Origin of the sequence: Saccharopolyspora sp. NFXS83 (assembly GCF_026241095.1) — a bacterium.
Lineage (GTDB): Bacteria > Actinomycetota > Actinomycetes > Mycobacteriales > Pseudonocardiaceae > Saccharopolyspora_C.
Genome location: NZ_JAPFGB010000022.1, coordinates 55,525 through 71,242, shown reverse-complemented (window position 1 = coordinate 71,242; position 15,718 = coordinate 55,525). Strand labels below are relative to the sequence as shown.

Here is a 15,718-nt window from a genome sequence, read left to right as displayed (position 1 = left end):
TCCGGCGAGTGGACGAACGGCCGCTCGCGCCTCCGGGTGCGGACGGCCGTCTTTCTCGCCCGGGTCGATCAGCGAGGCTGCCGTCGGAGCAGGACGAAGCCGGTGACCCCGCCGGACAGCAGGAGAACGACGATGCCGAGCACCGCGTTCGCCTGCTCCGCGTTGAGCGCGGTCCAGGCGAAGTAGCCGAGTACCGCCGCGTACGCCAGGACGTCCAGCGCCCACGACCAGTGGGACAGCCCGATCGTGGTGAAGCGGTACGCGTACCGGCGTGCGACGGCCATCGCGAGCAGCAGGACGACCAGCGCCCACCACGTCCACGGAACGGACGGGGCTCCCTCGCGCGCGGACCACAGCTGCGCCGCGGTCAGCACGACCAGCCCCACGAGCACGTCGAGCATGGATCGCACCACGGTCGACGGGTCCCGTTGCGGCGCGGAAGCGATCGGCGGCGGTTCCACCGGTAGCGGCGGATCTGCCGGAACGGCCGGTCGCTCCGGGCCGGTCCGCATCGCGTGGATCAGCTCGACCAGCCGGTCCGCGCGAGCGGCGTCGCCCGCTTCGCGGTAGCGGCGCTCGGACTCCGCGTAGCACTCCAGTGCTTCGGCGTCCTCGCCCTGCTCGTGGTGCAGATCACCGAGGTGGTGCGACGAAACCGCGGAGCCGTGCGGGAATCCGCGCCGCTCGGCGGACCGCTTCGCGTCCCGGTGGCACCGGGCGGCGCGCGCGGTGTCGCCCAGCCGCGCGTGGCACTCGCCCAGCTCGTTGAGCGCGCGTTCCGCGTGCGGCGCGAAAGCGTGCCGTTGCGCCAGGTCCCGTGCCTCCTCGTGCCTGCGCACGGCTTCCGGCAGGTCGTCGCGCAGGAAGGCGACGCGACCGAGCCCGCTCAGCGCGGCGAGCTGCCCTTCGACGTCCCCGGACCTCCGGTACCGGTCCAGCAGGCCGGTGTACTCGTCGGCGCCGGCCGCCAGCTCGCCCACCTCGCAGGCCAGCTCCGCGAAGGTCCGCATGAACTCGGCCGGGTAGCCGTCGAGCTGCCGGGTGAGCTTGCTCGCCTCGTGCAGGCACTGGGCGGCCTCGGTGCGGGCGTCCACGGCCAGCAGGCCGCGGCACATCGCGAGGAACGCGTCGAACTCGCCGCGGCGATCGTCCAACGCCCTCGTGACGCGCAGCAGCAGCCGCGACGTCGCCAGCGATTCCCGTCCGCGTCCGGTGCGTTCGTACAGCACCACCAGCGAGACCGCGATCGTGCGGCTCGCCGCCAACAGCCGCCTGCGCGCACCGGTATCCGGAGGTTCCGGCTCCCGCTCGGCCGTGTCCGCGGCGCGGGCGGTGAGCGTCCACAGCGCGTCGTGCTCCGCGGCGAGCCGCTGAAAAGCCTGCGCCACGGCCTGCGCGTCCTCCGATGAATCCACTGCGGACATATCGTCTCGGGTGGACGACGCGGCGCTCTCCGCGAGCCGGACCAGCACGTCCAGCTGCGAGAGCGTCGACCCGTTCCGGGCCTCGGCGTCCTGACCCGACGGGAGTTCCCCGAACAGCTTCGACGCGTACTCCCCGGCGAGGTCAGGGAACCGGACCTGATCGGAATGCCCGCCCGGCGCCAGCAGATGAGCCGTGCACAACCGGTCCAGCAGCGCCCACGCCCGCGCCGGATCCGGCTCGTCCAGCAGGGCGGCGGCGCTGCGATCGGTGAACTCGCTGCCCGGCAGGCAGCCCATCCGCTGGAACAGCACCGCGGCCTCCCGGTCGGTCTCGGCCGGTGATTCCCGCAGCGTCGTGACCGACAACTCGAACGCCGACCGCACCGAATCCAGCACGGTGAGCCGCTGCGACGTGGCGAGCTGGGCGGCGACCGCGCTCAACTCCCGCTTCGGACTCCGGCCCAGCATCGCGGCGATCACCGACAGCGCCAGCGGTAACCGCCCGCACAGCTCGGCGACCTCGTGCAACCCGTCGGAGTCCCGCGCCCTCGGATCGTCCGGGGCCGCGCGCTCCAGTTCCGCCCGCAGCAGCTCGGCCGCCGCACCCGAGGACATCTTCGGAAGCCGGATCAGCGCCGCGTCCCGCACGAGGTCCGCATCGCGGGTGGTGATCAACGTCCGGTGCACCTGGGACGCCGGCAGCAGCGGCTCCGGATCGAACCTCGTTCCGAGGTCGTCGAGCACCAGCAGCAGCGGGAGCCCCTTCTCGGCGAACTCCTCGTACCGCTGCTGCAACCGCTTCGTCGCCGCCTCCGCCTGCGGCGCATCGTGCACCCCGAGCCAGTGGAGCAGGCTCGACGTCACCTGCGCGAGCTCCATCGGAGCCTCGTGGTCCCGGCGGTCGCTCCCGAGGTAACCGCGGCAGTCCAGGAACAGCAGCCCGCCCGAGTAGTCCTGCTGTTCGCGCAAGCGGTACGCGGCCTCCAACGCCAGCGTGGTCTTGCCCGCCCCGCCCATGCCGGCCACCACGCACACCGGATTCGACGTGGTCAGCACGGACTCCAGCTCCTGATCGCGGCCGAGGAACAGCGACGGGCGGCGGGGAGCGGCCGACGCGAGCTCGGCGGGAGGACCGGTCGGCGTCTCGGAATTCAAGTCGCCGTGCCACTGGGCGATTTGGAAGAGGGAACCACCGACGGTGCCGCCCCGGACGGAGTTCCGGGAGACCAGCGGGGACATCGGCTGCTGTTCGGGCGGCTCCCCGAGGTCGTCGTCCGGCTCGGTGGCGTCTTCTCTGGCGGCGTCCGCGCGATCCATCTCCCACGTATAGCGCACGAGATCGTCGAGAATGCCGCATTCGTGCGGACCCGTTGGGCCGATCAGGTCCCGGCGGAGCGCGCCGCACCACTCGCCGAGGTCACTGCCTCCTTCGCCTGGTGGGGCGCGGGCTGCTCAGCCCGCGACGGCTTTCAGGACCGCGTCCGTGTCGGTGAGGTCGGGAAGCACGACGTGCGCCCCGGCCGCGCGCAGTTCCTGCTCGTCGCTGCGGCCGGAGGCCACGCCGACCGCGATCGCCCCGTGGTGCAGCGCCCCCGCCACGTCGCGCGGAGTGTCCCCCACGACGATCACCGATTCCGGGGCGAACTCCGCGTCGTGCTTGGCCGCGGCCTTCGCGACGGCCGTGCTGATCAGGTCGTGCCGGTGCAGCGACTCGGCGCCGAACCCGCCGATGTCGAAGTCCACGTGCCGGTGCAGGCCGAACGCGTCGAGCTTGTGGAACGCGACCTCCGGGAGGTTGCCGGTGACGAGGCTCTGCACCACGCCCGGCACCTCGGCCAGCGCCGCGAGCGCTTGCGCGGCGCCCGGCATCGCGTTGCCGCGCAACGACAACGCGTCCCGGTCGGCGAGCACCACGGTCGTCAGCGCTGTGAACATGGCCGCCACGGTGTCCGCGGCGGTGTCGACGTCGTGCGCCGCGAGCACCTCGCCGGTGATCGCCAGTTCGGTCTTGCCCGCCATGTCCGGCACGTGCTGCAAGCGCACGCCGGTGACCTCGGAGAGAGCTCGGCGGTACCAGTCGACGCCGATGCTCCGCGCGTCGATCAGGGTCAGATCCACGTCCCACAGGACCAGTCGCGCGGTCATCGGTCCATCCTGGCACGAGCGCCGCCGTTCATGATCAAGATGTGAGCCATCTCTGCGCGCGCAACTACTCGACCCCCTCCGGCGGGCCGCCCGGCATCGCCCGCGGCCTCCGACTTCCTCGCGAAATCGGGCGAAAACCAGCCCCGTCGAACCGAGACCCCACTCGGTGGGTGAGACCTCCGGGGGCCGCAAATCCGGTGCTAGCCCTCGATGAAGCTCAAGCGCACCCGCCGCACCGGGTTGTCGACGTTCGTGTCCACCAGGCACACCGACTGCCAGGTGCCCAGCGCCATCCGCCCCTCCAGCACCGGCACCGTCGCGTAAGGCGGCACCAGCGCGGGCAGCACGTGATCACGGCCGTGCCCCGGCGACCCGTGCCGGTGCCGCCAGCGGCCGTCCGCGGGCAGCAGCTCGCGCAACTGGGCCAGCAGGTCCTCGTCGCTGCCCGCGCCGGTCTCGATCACCGCCAGGCCCGCCGTCGCGTGCGGCACCCACACGTTGAGCAGGCCCTCCTGGGCGCCCGCCGACCGCAGGAACCGCTCGCACTCGGCACCCAGGTCGTAGACCACCTCGGTCGAACCGGTCCGGATCTCCACTTCCGCACTTCGCATGGCGCCACCGTAGAACGAGAAGTCCATCGGCCGGAGCTGGCGCACCGGTCCCGTCGTCCGGAAGGATCGCGACATGCGCACCGCCTTCGGCCTCACCTTCGACGTCCCCGACGGCTACCTCAACACCGCGAGCATCGGGGTGCCGCCCACCGGCACCGTCGAAGCCGTCGCCGCCGCCGTCGCCACCTGGGGCGCGGGCGGCGCCCGGCCGACCGACTTCGACGCCGACACCGACGCGGGCCGGGAATCGTTCGCTCGGCTCGTCGGCGTGCCCGCGGACCGGGTCGCCATCGGCGCCACCATCTCCCAGCTCGTCGGGATCATCGCCGCCGACCTGCCCGACGGAGCCCGGGTCCTGGTCGCCGAGGACGAGTTCACCAGCGTCAGCTTCCCGTTCGCCGCCCAGGCGGACCGCGGCGTCCAGGTCGACGAGGTCCCGCTCGAAGCGATCCCGGACAAGGCCGCCGACCACGACCTGGTGGCGGTGAGCGTCGTGCAGTCCGCGGACGGTCGGCTGGTCGACCTCGACGCGCTGCGCGACGCGGTCCGCGACCGGCCCACCCGAGTGCTGCTCGACGTCACCCAGGCCGCGGGCTGGCTGCCGATGGAGCTCGACTGGGCCGACCACGTCGTCGGAACCGGATACAAGTGGCTGCTCGCGCCGCGCGGCGCCGCCTGGCTGGCGCAACACCCCGAGGCGCCGGCACCTCGGCCGAACCACGCCAACTGGTACGCCGGGGACGGCATGGACAGCATCTACGGGCTCCCGCTGCGGCAGGCCCCGGGCGGACGCGGGCTCGACCTGTCGCCGTCGTGGCTGGCGCAAGTCGGCGCCGCCGCCTCGATGCGCGCGCTGGCCGAGCTCGACCTGGCGCAGGTGCGCGCGCACTGCACGGGCCTGGCCGACCGGGTGCGGGCCGAACTCGGCGTCGCTCCCGAAGGCTCCGCGATCGTGTCCGTGCCCGGTGCCGACGCGGTCCGGAAGCTCACCGACGCGGGCATCGTCTGCGCCGCCAGAGCGGGCAAGGCGCGGCTGGCGTTCCACCTCTACAACACCGACGCGGACGTGGACCTGGTGCTGCGCGCGCTGCGGGGCTGAGCAGCCCGAACGTCTTCGCAGCACACGTGCTGTTCTGCGCGCGATCCGCAACCGCTACCGTTAGTGCTCGTGCCGGACCCCCAAGGTGCACCCGAAGAGATGACAGGCTCGCCGCAGAACGCGCAGCGAGCTGACACTGCGCCACTGCAGCGCGACAACTCCCGGGTGAACCAAGAGCACCGCAGCGCGACTCCCACCGACTTCAGCCCGGACACCCTGGGCGGCCCCGGCGAGACGACCCGCCCTGCCTTCCACCAGCCGTCGGCCCAGACGCCGCACGGCGGTCAGCCGCACGCGCAGCAGGCCTACGGGCAGAGCACGCCCGGCTACGGACAACCCCAGCAGCACCATCCGGGGGCGCAGAACCAGGCCGCGCAAAACCCGAACCAGGGCTACCAGGCCGCGCAGGGAGCATGGGGCGGCGCGGGACAGCAGCAGTACGCGCAGCACCCGGGCCAGGCCTACGGTCAGCAGCCCTACGCGGCGGCCCAGCAGCAGTACCCGCAGCAGCAGGGCTACGCCCAGCAAGGCGGCCAGCAGCAGAACCAGCAGCACGGCGCCGACCTCAACCAGCGCGCCTACCCCTCCACCAGCAGGCAGGAACCCGTCCGCCCCGCGCCCGCCGCGGCGAGCGCCGGATCCGGCGGTACCGCCATCACCCCGTACGGGTGGGCGCTGCGCGGACTCGTGCTGTTCGGCGTGGCAGTGGTGTCCGGCCTGCTCTGGCTGCTGATCAAGCCCTCCGACCCGGCTGAGGAGGCCGGCGGTTCCCCGGTGCCGGTGCCGCAGACGCAGAACCGCTTCAACCTCGAACTGCGCGAAGAGGGCCAGCAGGGCTGCGCGAAGGTCTCGACAGGGAAGATCAAGGAATTCTTCAACGAGAACAGCTGCGAGCACCTCACCCGGGCGCTCTACACCGCGGCCCTGCCCGACGGACAACGCGTGCTGACCTCCGTGGTCACCATCCGGATGGCCGATCCCGCCACGGCCGCGCAGCTCAACGAGCTCGTCACCCAGGACGGCACCGGCAACGTGATGGACCTCGTCTCCGAGGGGCGCGATCTGCCCGACGAGTTCCCCGGCCTCAGCAGCGACGTCGGCTACTACTCCGAGCAGCAGGACCGGCTCGTCGTCGTCGGCGAATCCGGCTACTTCTCGCAAGCCGACGACTACGAGGACCAGCGCCTCACCGAAGTCACCCGAGACGCCCTCCGCCTCGGCTGGCCCCAGGACAGTGGCTGAGCTGGGGGGCTCGTTTTGCTTGGGTGTCCGGGTGGCGGAACCTCAGCTGTCTTCTCGCTGCGGGATCTTTTTCCCTAGTGGCTCCGCCACGAGGGAAAAAGCTGTCCTCGCGAGAAGACAGCTGAGAACCCGCGGGTGAGCGGCTTTTCGACGTGGGCTATGCGCTTCGCGCATACAGGCACGGCCTTCGGCCGCAAGGCAAAGCATCGCTTCGCTTGCCCGCTGCACGGCTTCGCCGCAAAGGCACGGCCTTTGGTCGCGAGGCAGGCTTCGTTTCGCTTGCCCGCTGCACGGCTTCGCCGTTAGGCGCGGCCTTTGGTCGCGAGGACTCGGCTGCGTCGCGAGGTAGGTCCTGTTGGGGTGCTCGTCGGTGGTCTGGCTGCGGCGTCGTCAGGGCTTGCCGGGCTGGGCCTCCGCGGCGGGGGTGCGGCCCGCGGTGATGCGCCAGCGGGTGGCGCGGGTCGCCGCCGTGGTCAGCGCGGCCAGCGCGGTGCGGCGCACCGCCGGATCCGCGTCGTCCGGTTCGGTGTTCTCCAGCACCGAGCGCCAGCCGATCTGGCACTCCTGCTCCGCGATGATCAGCGCGGCGATCGCCGAACCCTCGTCGGTCACCGGCTGCGGCAGCGCGTAGGCGGGCGAGGCCGCCGGGGGAGTGGCCCCAGTGGCGCGGATCAGGCGCTGCACGTCGTCCCGGTGCCCCTCGTGCACCCCGGTCGCCTCCGCGACCGCCGAGCGGACCTGGGGGCGCGACACGAACGCCGTCACCAGCTCGTAGGTCCACACCGCGGCGTGCTCCGCGCGCAACGCCGCGGCCAACGCGGTCGCGCCCGCTTCGGGCAGTTCCTCGCTCACGCCAGCACCTCCGCCAAGCTCGCGCAGCTGGCCGAGACCGAACCGGTCAGCCCCGAGCGGTAACCCGGCAACGTCGGGCACAGCTTCGCCGCGGACTGCTCGGCGAGCGCCAGCGCCCGCTTCAACTCGGTCTTCGCCGCATCCGCCGACCCGGGCACCTGGACTGCGGGCGCCGGGTGCCTGCGCGGCTCGTCCGGCGGGTCCAGCCGGTCGATCTCCCGCTGCAGCAGCCGCGCGTGCTCCGACCGGATCTCCGCGACGGCGCCCGCCTCCGCCCCCAGCGCTCGATGCGTCCGCGCGACGCCCTGCGCCAGCGCGGCATCCGATCGCGCCGCGGTCGCCAGGGCCGCCAACGGGTCGGGCGCGTCCTCGCCACCGGCGCACGCGGAGGTCACCACGGCGACGGCGGGCAACGCCGCGAACAGCCGCAACACCTCGCGGCGTCCGACCCGCGAAGGCCCGTTCGGGTGACGGGAGGAGAAGGGGGCTCGCACGCTGATCCATCCTGCCAGGCAGGCCCAGGAGGGTGGCGTCGGCCCGCACGGAGGCCACGGCGCGCTGTGCCTGGAACCGACCAGATAAGCTGGACGACCGCGGCCCGCGCGCCCAGCGCCGGACGCGGTTTCGCGAGTCCAGACGAAGGCGGCGCCGCCCGAACCGGGCGTCGCCGGGCCGCACGATCGGTCCGGCCCGATCACCTCCGAAGTGACCCGATCATCCCCGATTCAAGGAGTGCCAACGTGTCCAGCCCGCCGCGCGATGAGTCCATCGCGCTGCTGGAGCCCGTCGTCGCCGATGCCGTGTCCGCGGCCGGTTTCGACCTTGAGGAGCTCGACGTGCAGCAGGCAGGCAGACGCCGCCTGGTGAAGGTCGTCGTGGACTCCGACGACGGGGTGGGTCTCGACGAGATCTCCGAGCTCAGCCGTGCCGTGTCGAAGGTGCTGGACGCACACGAACACGTCCTCGCCGGGGCGTACACCCTGGAGGTGACCTCGCCCGGCACCGACCGGCCGCTGACCCGGCCCCGGCATTGGCGCCGCGCCAAGCACCGCCTGGTCAAGATCAAGCTTTCCGACGGCGGTGAACTCACCGCGCGCGTCGGAGCCGCCGACGACGAGAGCGTCCAGGTGCTCGCGGAGCAGCAGATCCGGACGCTGGCCTACCGTGACATCGAGCGCGCGGTGGTCGAGGTGGAATTCCAGCAGCCACCGGCGCAGGACCTCGTCCTGCTCAAGCGGGCGGCCGACGGCCCGGAAGGCGACGACCGGGAAGACACGGAGGAGTCGAGGTGAACGTCGACATCGCCGCGCTGCGAGCGATCGAACGCGACAAGGACATCCCGTTCGAGACGGTCCTGGAAGCGATCGAATCAGCGCTGCTGACGGCATACCGGCACACCGAAGGGCACCAGCAGCACGCCCGGGTGGAAGTGGACCGCAAGACCGGAGTGGTGCGCGTGCTCGCGCACACCTTGGACTCCGAGGGCGCGGTCGACGAGGAATGGGACGACACGCCCGAAGGCTTCGGGCGGATCGCGGCGACCACGGCGCGGCAGGTCATCCTGCAGCGGCTGCGCGACGCCGAGCACGAGCGCACCTTCGGGGAGTTCTCCACCAAGGAGGGCGAGATCCTCGGCGGTGTCGTGCAGCGCGACGCCAAGGCCAACTCGCGCGGCATGGTCATCGTGCAGGTCGGGGACAGCGAAGGCGTCATCCCCGCCGCCGAGCAGGTGCCCGGCGAGCGCTACGACCACGGTTCGCGGGTCAAGTGCTACGTCGTCGGCGTCTCCCGCAGCGCCCGCGGCCCGCAGATCACGCTCTCGCGCACCCACCCCAACCTGGTGCGGCGGCTGTTCGCGCTGGAGGTCCCGGAGATCGCCGACGGCACCGTCGAGATCCCGGCCGTCGCCCGCGAGGCCGGGCACCGCTCGAAGATCGCGGTGCGCTCCACGGTCGGCGGCGTCAACGCCAAGGGCGCCTGCATCGGCCCGATGGGGTCGCGCGTGCGCAACGTGATGAGCGAACTGGGCGGCGAGAAGATCGACATCATCGACTTCTCCGAGGACCCGGCGACCTTCGTCGGCAACGCGCTGTCGCCGGCCAAGGTGATCTCGGTGGAGGTCGTCGACGAGCGCGCCAAGACCGCGCGCGTCGTCGTGCCCGACTTCCAGCTGTCGCTCGCGATCGGCAAGGAAGGGCAGAACGCCCGGCTCGCCGCGCGGCTCACCGGCTGGCGGATCGACATCCGCAGCGACGCCGACCCCGGCTCGCCGACCACATCCGCCGGGCAGGCGGTCGCCCCGCCGCCCGGAACCGACCCCGGCGCCGGTGCGTCCGGAGCCGACGAACTGCCCGCGGTCGGTACCGCGGAATGACCCCGTGGCGGCCGGCCGACGACCGGCCGCCACCGCGGTGACGGACTCGGATACAAGTCCTGGCGGCAACGGGTTAGAATCATTGGTGGCTCGACGCGAGGGAGCGAGAATCCGCACAAGATCGCCCGGTACGCACGGCATCGACCGTGCTGATGGACCGGTTCGGACCTGTGTCGGATGTCGTCTCCGAACGTCGGCCACCGAGCTGCTGCGAGTAGTGGCCGAGGACGGCTCCGCGGGTTCCGCCGCCGTCCCCGATCCCCGAAGTCGGCGACCGGGCCGGGGAGCATGGTTGCACCCCGATCCCCGTTGCCTTCGGCTCGCCGAGCGACGTCGAGCGTTCCCCCGCGCACTCCGAGTGCCGGGTCCGCTGGACCTCTCGGCCGTGCAGGCACACCTGGACTCCGATCCGGACTCCGGGAAGCCGTCGGCGAGCGGCTCATCCCCAGACCGACGCGGGAACCTCCCGTGCGGAAGCAGTTGAAGGAAGCAGGTCGACCCGTCATGAATCAGCCGTGAAGCTGAAGACATGAACGCGCATCGGCAATAGGACGAGGTCGAGCGGGACTGCCGCCCGGCCTCACCCAGATGAGGAGAGCAGTGGCAGGCAAGGCCCGCGTGCATGAGCTCGCAAAAGAGCTCGGTGTAACGAGCAAGGAAGTCCTCAACAAGCTCGCCGAGCAGGGCGAGTACGTCAAGTCCGCGTCGTCCACCGTGGAAGCCCCGGTGGCGCGCCGACTCCGCGACGCATACCCCAAGTCCGGCAAGCCCAACGGCCGCTCCGGTGGCGCGAAGCCCGCGCCGCCGCGCAAGCCCGAAGGTCAGTCCGGTGCCGCCGGTGAAGGTGCGCCCAAGCCCGGTCCGAAGCCCGGACCGCGCCCGCAGGCCCCCGCTCCCGGCCCGAAGCCCGGTGACCAGCAGGGCGGCGGCCAGTCCACCGGCGGCCAGCAGGCCCCCGGTGAGAGCACCGGTGCCCCCAAGCCCGGCCCCAAGCCGGGTCCGAAGCCGAGCCCGCAGGCTCCGGCTCCGGAGACCACGCCGTTCGAGCAGGCACCTGCCGCTCAGGCGCCCGCCGCGCAGGCAGGCTCCCAGCAGGAGGCCGCGCCCCAGGGCGGCGAGGAGCGTGCCGCCGGTGCGCAGGGCGGCTCGACCGGTTCGGCTCCGCGCCCCGGCCCGAAGCCCGGCCCGCGTCCCGGCCCGAAGCAGGACCAGAAGCAGGGCGGCGAAGGCGACGGCACCGTGCCGCCGAAGCCGCAGGGCTCCAAGCCCAAGCCCGGCCCGCGTTCGCCGCGCGTCGGCAACAACCCGTTCGGCGTCGGCTCCGGCGCTCCGGCGCAGCGTCCGCCGCGGCCCGGTGGCGGTGCCGGCGGTGGACAGCAGCAGCAGCGCCAGGGCGGTCAGGGCCCCGGCCGCGGTGGTCAGGGACAGCGTCCCGACCGCGGTGGTCAGGGTGGCGCCGGCACCGCTCCGGCGTCCGGTACTCCGGCTCCGCGCGGCGGCGGTGAAGGCGGCGGCAACCGCCCGAACCCGGGCATGATGCCGCCTCGGCCGAACCCCGGCATGATGCCCTCGCGCCCGGCCCGCTCCGGTGGTGGCCCCGGTGGTCCCGGCGGCGGTCGCGGTGGCGGTCGTCCCGGTGGTCCCGGTGGCGGCGGTGGCCGCCCCGGTGGCGGCGGCGGTCGTCCCGGTGGCGGTGGCGGCGGCTTCCGCGGTGGCGGCGGTCCCGGTGGTGGCGGCGGCGGTGCTCCCGCCGGTGGGCCCCCGGCAGGCGGCGGTTTCCGCGGTCGTCCGGGCGGCGGTGGCCGTCCCGGTGGTGGCGGTCGCGGTGGCGCGGCCGGTGCCTTCGGCCGTCCCGGTGGTCCGGCGCGTCGTGGCCGCAAGTCCAAGCGGCAGAAGCGCCAGGAGTACATGGACAACATGCAGGCGCCGTCGGTGGGCGGTGTCCGCCTCCCGCGCGGTGGCGGGGAGACCCTGCGCCTGCGCCGCGGTGCTTCGCTGACCGACTTCGCCGAGAAGATCAACGCCAACCCGGCTTCGCTGGTGCAGGCGATGTTCCACCTCGGTGAGATGGTCACCGCGACCCAGTCCGTCTCCGACGAGATCCTCGAACTGCTCGGCCAGGAGATGAACTACCGGGTCGAGATGGTCAGCCCGGAGGACGAGGACCGGGAGCTGCTGGAGTCGTTCGACATCAACTTCGGCGACCCGGACAGCTCCGACGAGCAGCTCGCGGCACGGCCGCCGGTCGTGACCGTCATGGGTCACGTCGACCACGGCAAGACGCGGCTGCTGGACACGATCCGGAAGGCCAACGTGCAGGCCGGTGAGGCCGGTGGCATCACCCAGCACATCGGTGCCTACCAGGTCGTCACCGAGCTCGAAGGCAACGAGCGCCCGATCACCTTCATCGACACCCCTGGTCACGAGGCGTTCACCGCCATGCGTGCCCGTGGTGCGAAGTCGACGGACATCGCCGTGCTGGTGATCGCCGCCGACGACGGCGTCATGCCGCAGACGGTGGAAGCGATCAACCACTCGCAGGCCGCGGGTGTGCCGATCGTGGTCGCGGTGAACAAGATCGACGTCGAGGGTGCGAACCCGGACAAGATCCGCCAGCAGCTCACCGAGTACAACCTGGTGGCCGAGGAGTACGGCGGCGACACCATGTTCGTCGAGATCTCCGCCAAGCAGGGCACCAACATCGAGGGCCTGCTGGAGGCGATCCTGCTCACCGCGGACGCCGCGCTGGACCTGCGGGCCAACCCCGAGATGGAGGCCCAGGGCGTGGCGATCGAGGCGCACCTGGACCGCGGTCGCGGTCCGGTGGCCACGGTCCTCGTGCAGCGCGGTTCGCTGCGGGTCGGTGACTCGATCGTCGCGGGCAACGCGCACGGTCGCGTCCGACGGATGATCAACGAGCACGACGAGGACGTCACGGTGGCGACGCCGGCGCGTCCGGTGCAGGTCATCGGGTTCACCTCGGTGCCGGGTGCCGGCGACACGTTCCTGGTCGTCGACGAGGACCGGGTGGCTCGGCAGATCGCCGACCGCCGCGGTGCTCGGATCCGGGAGGCGCAGAACGCGGCCAAGCGCAAGCGCGTCAGCCTGGAAGACCTGGACAAGGTGCTCAAGGAGACCAACCAGCTCAACCTGATCATCAAGGGTGACAACTCCGGTACCGTCGAGGCGCTGGAGGAATCGCTCAGCAAGATCGACGTGGGCGAAGAGGTCGAGCTCCGGGTGATCCACCGCGGTGTCGGTGGCATCAACGAGTCCGACATCAACCTGGCCACCGCGGAGAACACCATCGTCCTGGGCTTCAACGTCCGGGCCGAGGGCAAGGCGGCCGAGGTCGCCAACCGCGAAGGCGTGGAGATCCGGTACTACTCGGTGATCTACCGGGCGATCGAAGAGATCGAGCAGGCGCTCAAGGGCATGCTCAAGCCCGAGTACGAAGAGGTCGAGCTCGGTCGGGCGCAGGTCCGCGAGGTCTTCAAGTCCTCGAAGGTCGGCACGATCGCCGGTTGCATGGTCACCGACGGCATCATGCGCCGGAACGCCAAGGCCCGACTGATGCGCGACAGCGTGGTCGTCGCCGAGAACCTCACCCTCAGCTCGCTGAAGAGGTTCAAGGACGACGCGACCGAGGTCCGCGACGGGTTCGAATGTGGTCTGACGCTCGGGTCGTACTCCGACCTGAAGGTCGACGACATCATCGAGACCTACGAGATGCGGGAGAAGCCGCGTAGCTGATCCGCTACCGCCGGGGGTCGTCCACATGGGCGGCCCCCGGCGGTCGTGCGGGCCGGAAGGCTCGGGGAGACGACGCTGATGTACGTCGGTGCGCTGGAACTGGATTTGCTGCTCGGCGACGTCCACTCGCTGAAGCAGAAACGTGCCGTGGTGCGGCCCGTGGTGGCCGAGCTGCGGAAGCGCTTCGAGGTGGCCGCGGCGGAAGCAGGGGATCAAGACCTGCACCGCCGGGCGCTGATCGGAGTGAGCGTGGTCTCCGGCGACGCCTCGCACGTGCGCGAGGTGCTGGAGGCGTGTGAGCGCGCGGTCGCCGCGCGCCCCGAAGTGGAACTCTTGTCGGCCCGGCAGCGCATGCTGGGGCCGGAAGACTGACGGCGGTCGACGGGTTGCACCGGTTGCGGGCGGTTTCGCCGCGCCGGTGCCGCCCGCCCGTGCCGGTGCTCCGGTCGTCGTGGGCCGACCGGCCGAGGGCCGCAGCCGGGAGCCGTGCCGTGGCGGCTCGGCCGCCGGAGACACGGACCCATGTTCACGCCCGGATCCCCGGGCGCAGGATCGACGGAGGAGGTGCGCCGTGGCGGATACGGCGCGCGCCCGCAGGCTCGCGAAGCGCATCGCGCAGATCGTGGCCTCGGGGCTGGAGTACGAGGTCAAGGACCCGCGACTGGCGATGGTGACGATCACCGACGCTCGGGTCACCCCGGATCTGCGGGACGCCACGGTCTACTACACCGTGTTCGGCGACGACAGCGACTACGCGTCGACGGCCGCCGCCCTGTCCAGCGCCACCGGTGTGCTGCGCACCCGCGTGGGAGCGCAGACCGGAGTGCGGTTCACGCCGACGCTGACGTTCGTCGCGGACACCGTGCCGGACGACGCGCGGCGGATGGAGGAGCTCGTCGCGCGGGCCAAGGAGGCCGACGCGGAGGTCGCTCGGCTGGCTTCCGGAGCGGAGCACGCGGGAGAAGCGGACCCTTACCGTGCGGAACCGGCCGACACCGATGATGACGATGAGGAAACACCTGGTGACGAGTCGCTGACCGGCACGGATGCCGATCTGCGGCGTCCGCCACACAGTGGTTGAACCGGCCGCTCGAATGCGGTGCGTTATGGGCGGCGTCGTGGTCGTGCGGCGCGTTCGGCGTGGAGGTGAACCCTGTGAACGGGCAACCCGGAACCGCTCAGCCCGGTGAGGGCACCGGCGCCGAGTCCCTCTCGGCGGAGGTGGCGGCGGCAGCGAAGCTGCTCTCCGGAGCCTCCGACGTCACGCTGCTCGCCCACGTCAACCCGGACGCCGACGCGCTGGGCAGTGCGTTGGCGCTGGGCCGGGCGCTGCGGGGCAGGGGAGCCCGGGTGCGGGTGTCGTTCGGGCATCCGGGTGCGGTTCCCCGGTCGCTGCAGGTGCTGGACACCGACGGCCTGATCGTGCCCGCCGACGAGGTGCCCGCGGCGCCGCCACTGCTGGTGGTGTGCGACGCGGGCAGCCTGCAACGGCTCGGGGCGCTGGCGGGCCGGGTGCGGGCCACCATCGACGCCGGTGGCTCGGTGCTCAACATCGACCACCACGTGGCGAACCCCCGGTTCGGCACCCACCACGTGATCGACGAGACGGCCGTGGCGACGGTGCTGCTGGTGCTGCGGCTGCTCGACGAGCTCGGCGCCCCGCTGGACCTGCCGATCGCGCGGTGCCTGTACGCGGGCCTGGTCACCGACAGCGGCAGGTTCCGCCGCGCGCAGGCGTCCACGCACCTGGTGGCGGCTCGTCTGCTGGAGGCCGGGGTCGAGCCGGACGAGCTGACCCGCTCCCTGATGGACACCCACCCGTTCGCCTGGCTGCCGATGCTCTCCGGGGTGCTGGGCCAAGCCGGGCTGGAACCCGCTGCGGCGCAGGGACTGGGGCTGGTGCACGCGGTGGTGCGGCTCGCGGAGTCCGAACCGGTGCGCAGCGAGGAACTCGACAGCGTGATCGACATCCTGCGGACCACGGCGGAAGCCGAGGTGGCGGTGGTGCTCAAGGAGATCGCCGCGGACCGCTGGTCGGTGTCGTTGCGCGCGGACCGGCGCGTCGACGTCGGCAAGGCCGCGAACCTGTGCGGGGGCGGCGGGCACCGGCTGGCGGCTGGGTTCACGGCGGACGGGTCCGCCGAGGACGTCCTCGAATCGGTGCGCGCGGCTCTGGAGCAGGCCCCGCTGCTGGAGTGAACGCCGGGCGTTCGCGAGA

Annotated in this window: 14 protein-coding genes; 9 read left to right on the top strand and 5 right to left on the bottom strand. The window is 72.2% G+C overall.

The window, feature by feature from the left end; all coding sequences use genetic code 11:
* Positions 1–68 precede the first annotated feature (68 nt).
* From OOZ19_RS22215 to OOZ19_RS22205, 3 genes are all read right to left on the bottom strand, one after another.
* Entirely contained in the window at positions 69–2,741 is a 2,673-nt protein-coding gene (locus tag OOZ19_RS22215; RefSeq protein WP_266092078.1) for a tetratricopeptide repeat protein, read from the bottom strand.
* 135 nt (positions 2,742–2,876) lie between these two features.
* Complete coding sequence (locus tag OOZ19_RS22210; RefSeq protein WP_266092077.1) at positions 2,877–3,569, bottom strand: HAD family hydrolase; 693 nt, start codon at positions 3,567–3,569, stop codon at positions 2,877–2,879.
* Between the two features lie 200 nt (positions 3,570–3,769).
* Complete coding sequence (locus tag OOZ19_RS22205; protein ID WP_266092076.1) at positions 3,770–4,180, bottom strand: secondary thiamine-phosphate synthase enzyme YjbQ; 411 nt, start codon at positions 4,178–4,180, stop codon at positions 3,770–3,772.
* A 73-nt stretch (positions 4,181–4,253) separates the two neighbouring features.
* Between OOZ19_RS22205 and OOZ19_RS22200 the strand changes: the two genes are divergently transcribed.
* A complete protein-coding gene (locus tag OOZ19_RS22200; RefSeq protein ID WP_266092075.1) occupies positions 4,254–5,279 on the top strand; it encodes an aminotransferase class V-fold PLP-dependent enzyme in 1,026 nt (341 codons plus the stop codon).
* Between the two features lie 165 nt (positions 5,280–5,444).
* A complete protein-coding gene (locus OOZ19_RS22195; RefSeq protein WP_266092074.1) occupies positions 5,445–6,521 on the top strand; it encodes a hypothetical protein in 1,077 nt (358 codons plus the stop codon).
* 390 nt (positions 6,522–6,911) lie between these two features.
* Here OOZ19_RS22195 and OOZ19_RS22190 read toward each other — a convergent pair whose 3' ends face one another.
* Positions 6,912–7,373, bottom strand: coding sequence for a DUF4439 domain-containing protein (locus OOZ19_RS22190; protein ID WP_266092073.1), 462 nt, complete (start codon positions 7,371–7,373; stop codon positions 6,912–6,914).
* A complete protein-coding gene (locus tag OOZ19_RS22185; protein WP_266092072.1) occupies positions 7,370–7,867 on the bottom strand; it encodes a hypothetical protein in 498 nt (165 codons plus the stop codon). Before OOZ19_RS22185 ends, OOZ19_RS22190 begins: the two co-directional genes overlap by 4 nt.
* A 246-nt stretch (positions 7,868–8,113) precedes the next feature.
* Here OOZ19_RS22185 and rimP point away from each other — a divergent pair, with 246 nt between their 5' ends.
* From rimP to OOZ19_RS22150, 7 genes are all read left to right on the top strand, one after another.
* On the top strand, positions 8,114–8,665 hold the full coding sequence (gene rimP, locus OOZ19_RS22180; protein ID WP_266092071.1) for a ribosome maturation factor RimP: 552 nt from the start codon (positions 8,114–8,116) through the stop codon (positions 8,663–8,665).
* Positions 8,662–9,747: a transcription termination factor NusA gene (nusA, locus tag OOZ19_RS22175; protein WP_266092070.1), complete on the top strand. Its 1,086-nt coding sequence runs from the start codon at positions 8,662–8,664 to the stop codon at positions 9,745–9,747. Before rimP ends, nusA begins: the two co-directional genes overlap by 4 nt.
* Positions 9,701–10,231, top strand: a complete 531-nt coding sequence (locus OOZ19_RS22170; RefSeq protein ID WP_323055169.1) for a YlxR family protein — start codon at positions 9,701–9,703, stop codon at positions 10,229–10,231. Before nusA ends, OOZ19_RS22170 begins: the two co-directional genes overlap by 47 nt.
* A gap of 116 nt (positions 10,232–10,347) precedes the next feature.
* The gene (gene infB, locus OOZ19_RS22165) at positions 10,348–13,500 is read left to right on the top strand and encodes a translation initiation factor IF-2 (protein ID WP_266092068.1); all 3,153 of its coding nucleotides are present in this window, start codon (positions 10,348–10,350) and stop codon (positions 13,498–13,500) included.
* Between the two features lie 78 nt (positions 13,501–13,578).
* Positions 13,579–13,872, top strand: coding sequence for a DUF503 domain-containing protein (locus OOZ19_RS22160; protein ID WP_184481494.1), 294 nt, complete (start codon positions 13,579–13,581; stop codon positions 13,870–13,872).
* Positions 13,873–14,071: 199 nt separating this feature from the next.
* Positions 14,072–14,581 carry a 30S ribosome-binding factor RbfA gene (rbfA, locus tag OOZ19_RS22155; protein WP_266092067.1) on the top strand — a complete coding sequence of 170 codons (510 nt, stop codon included), beginning with the start codon at positions 14,072–14,074 and terminating at the stop codon, positions 14,579–14,581.
* 140 nt (positions 14,582–14,721) lie between these two features.
* Positions 14,722–15,699: a DHH family phosphoesterase gene (locus OOZ19_RS22150; RefSeq protein WP_266092105.1), complete on the top strand. Its 978-nt coding sequence runs from the start codon at positions 14,722–14,724 to the stop codon at positions 15,697–15,699.
* The last annotated feature ends 19 nt before the right edge of the window (positions 15,700–15,718 follow it).

Bases quoted from the DNA above. Each gene is read 5' to 3' on its own strand.
- OOZ19_RS22215 (WP_266092078.1), bottom strand. From the start codon at position 2,741: ATGGATCGCGCGGACGCCGCCAGAGAAGACGCCACCGAGCCGGACGAC.
- OOZ19_RS22210 (WP_266092077.1), bottom strand. From the start codon at position 3,569: ATGACCGCGCGACTGGTCCTGTGGGACGTGGATCTGACCCTGATCGAC.
- OOZ19_RS22205 (WP_266092076.1), bottom strand. From the start codon at position 4,180: ATGCGAAGTGCGGAAGTGGAGATCCGGACCGGTTCGACCGAGGTGGTC.
- OOZ19_RS22200 (WP_266092075.1), top strand. From the start codon at position 4,254: ATGCGCACCGCCTTCGGCCTCACCTTCGACGTCCCCGACGGCTACCTC.
- OOZ19_RS22160 (WP_184481494.1), top strand. From the start codon at position 13,579: ATGTACGTCGGTGCGCTGGAACTGGATTTGCTGCTCGGCGACGTCCAC.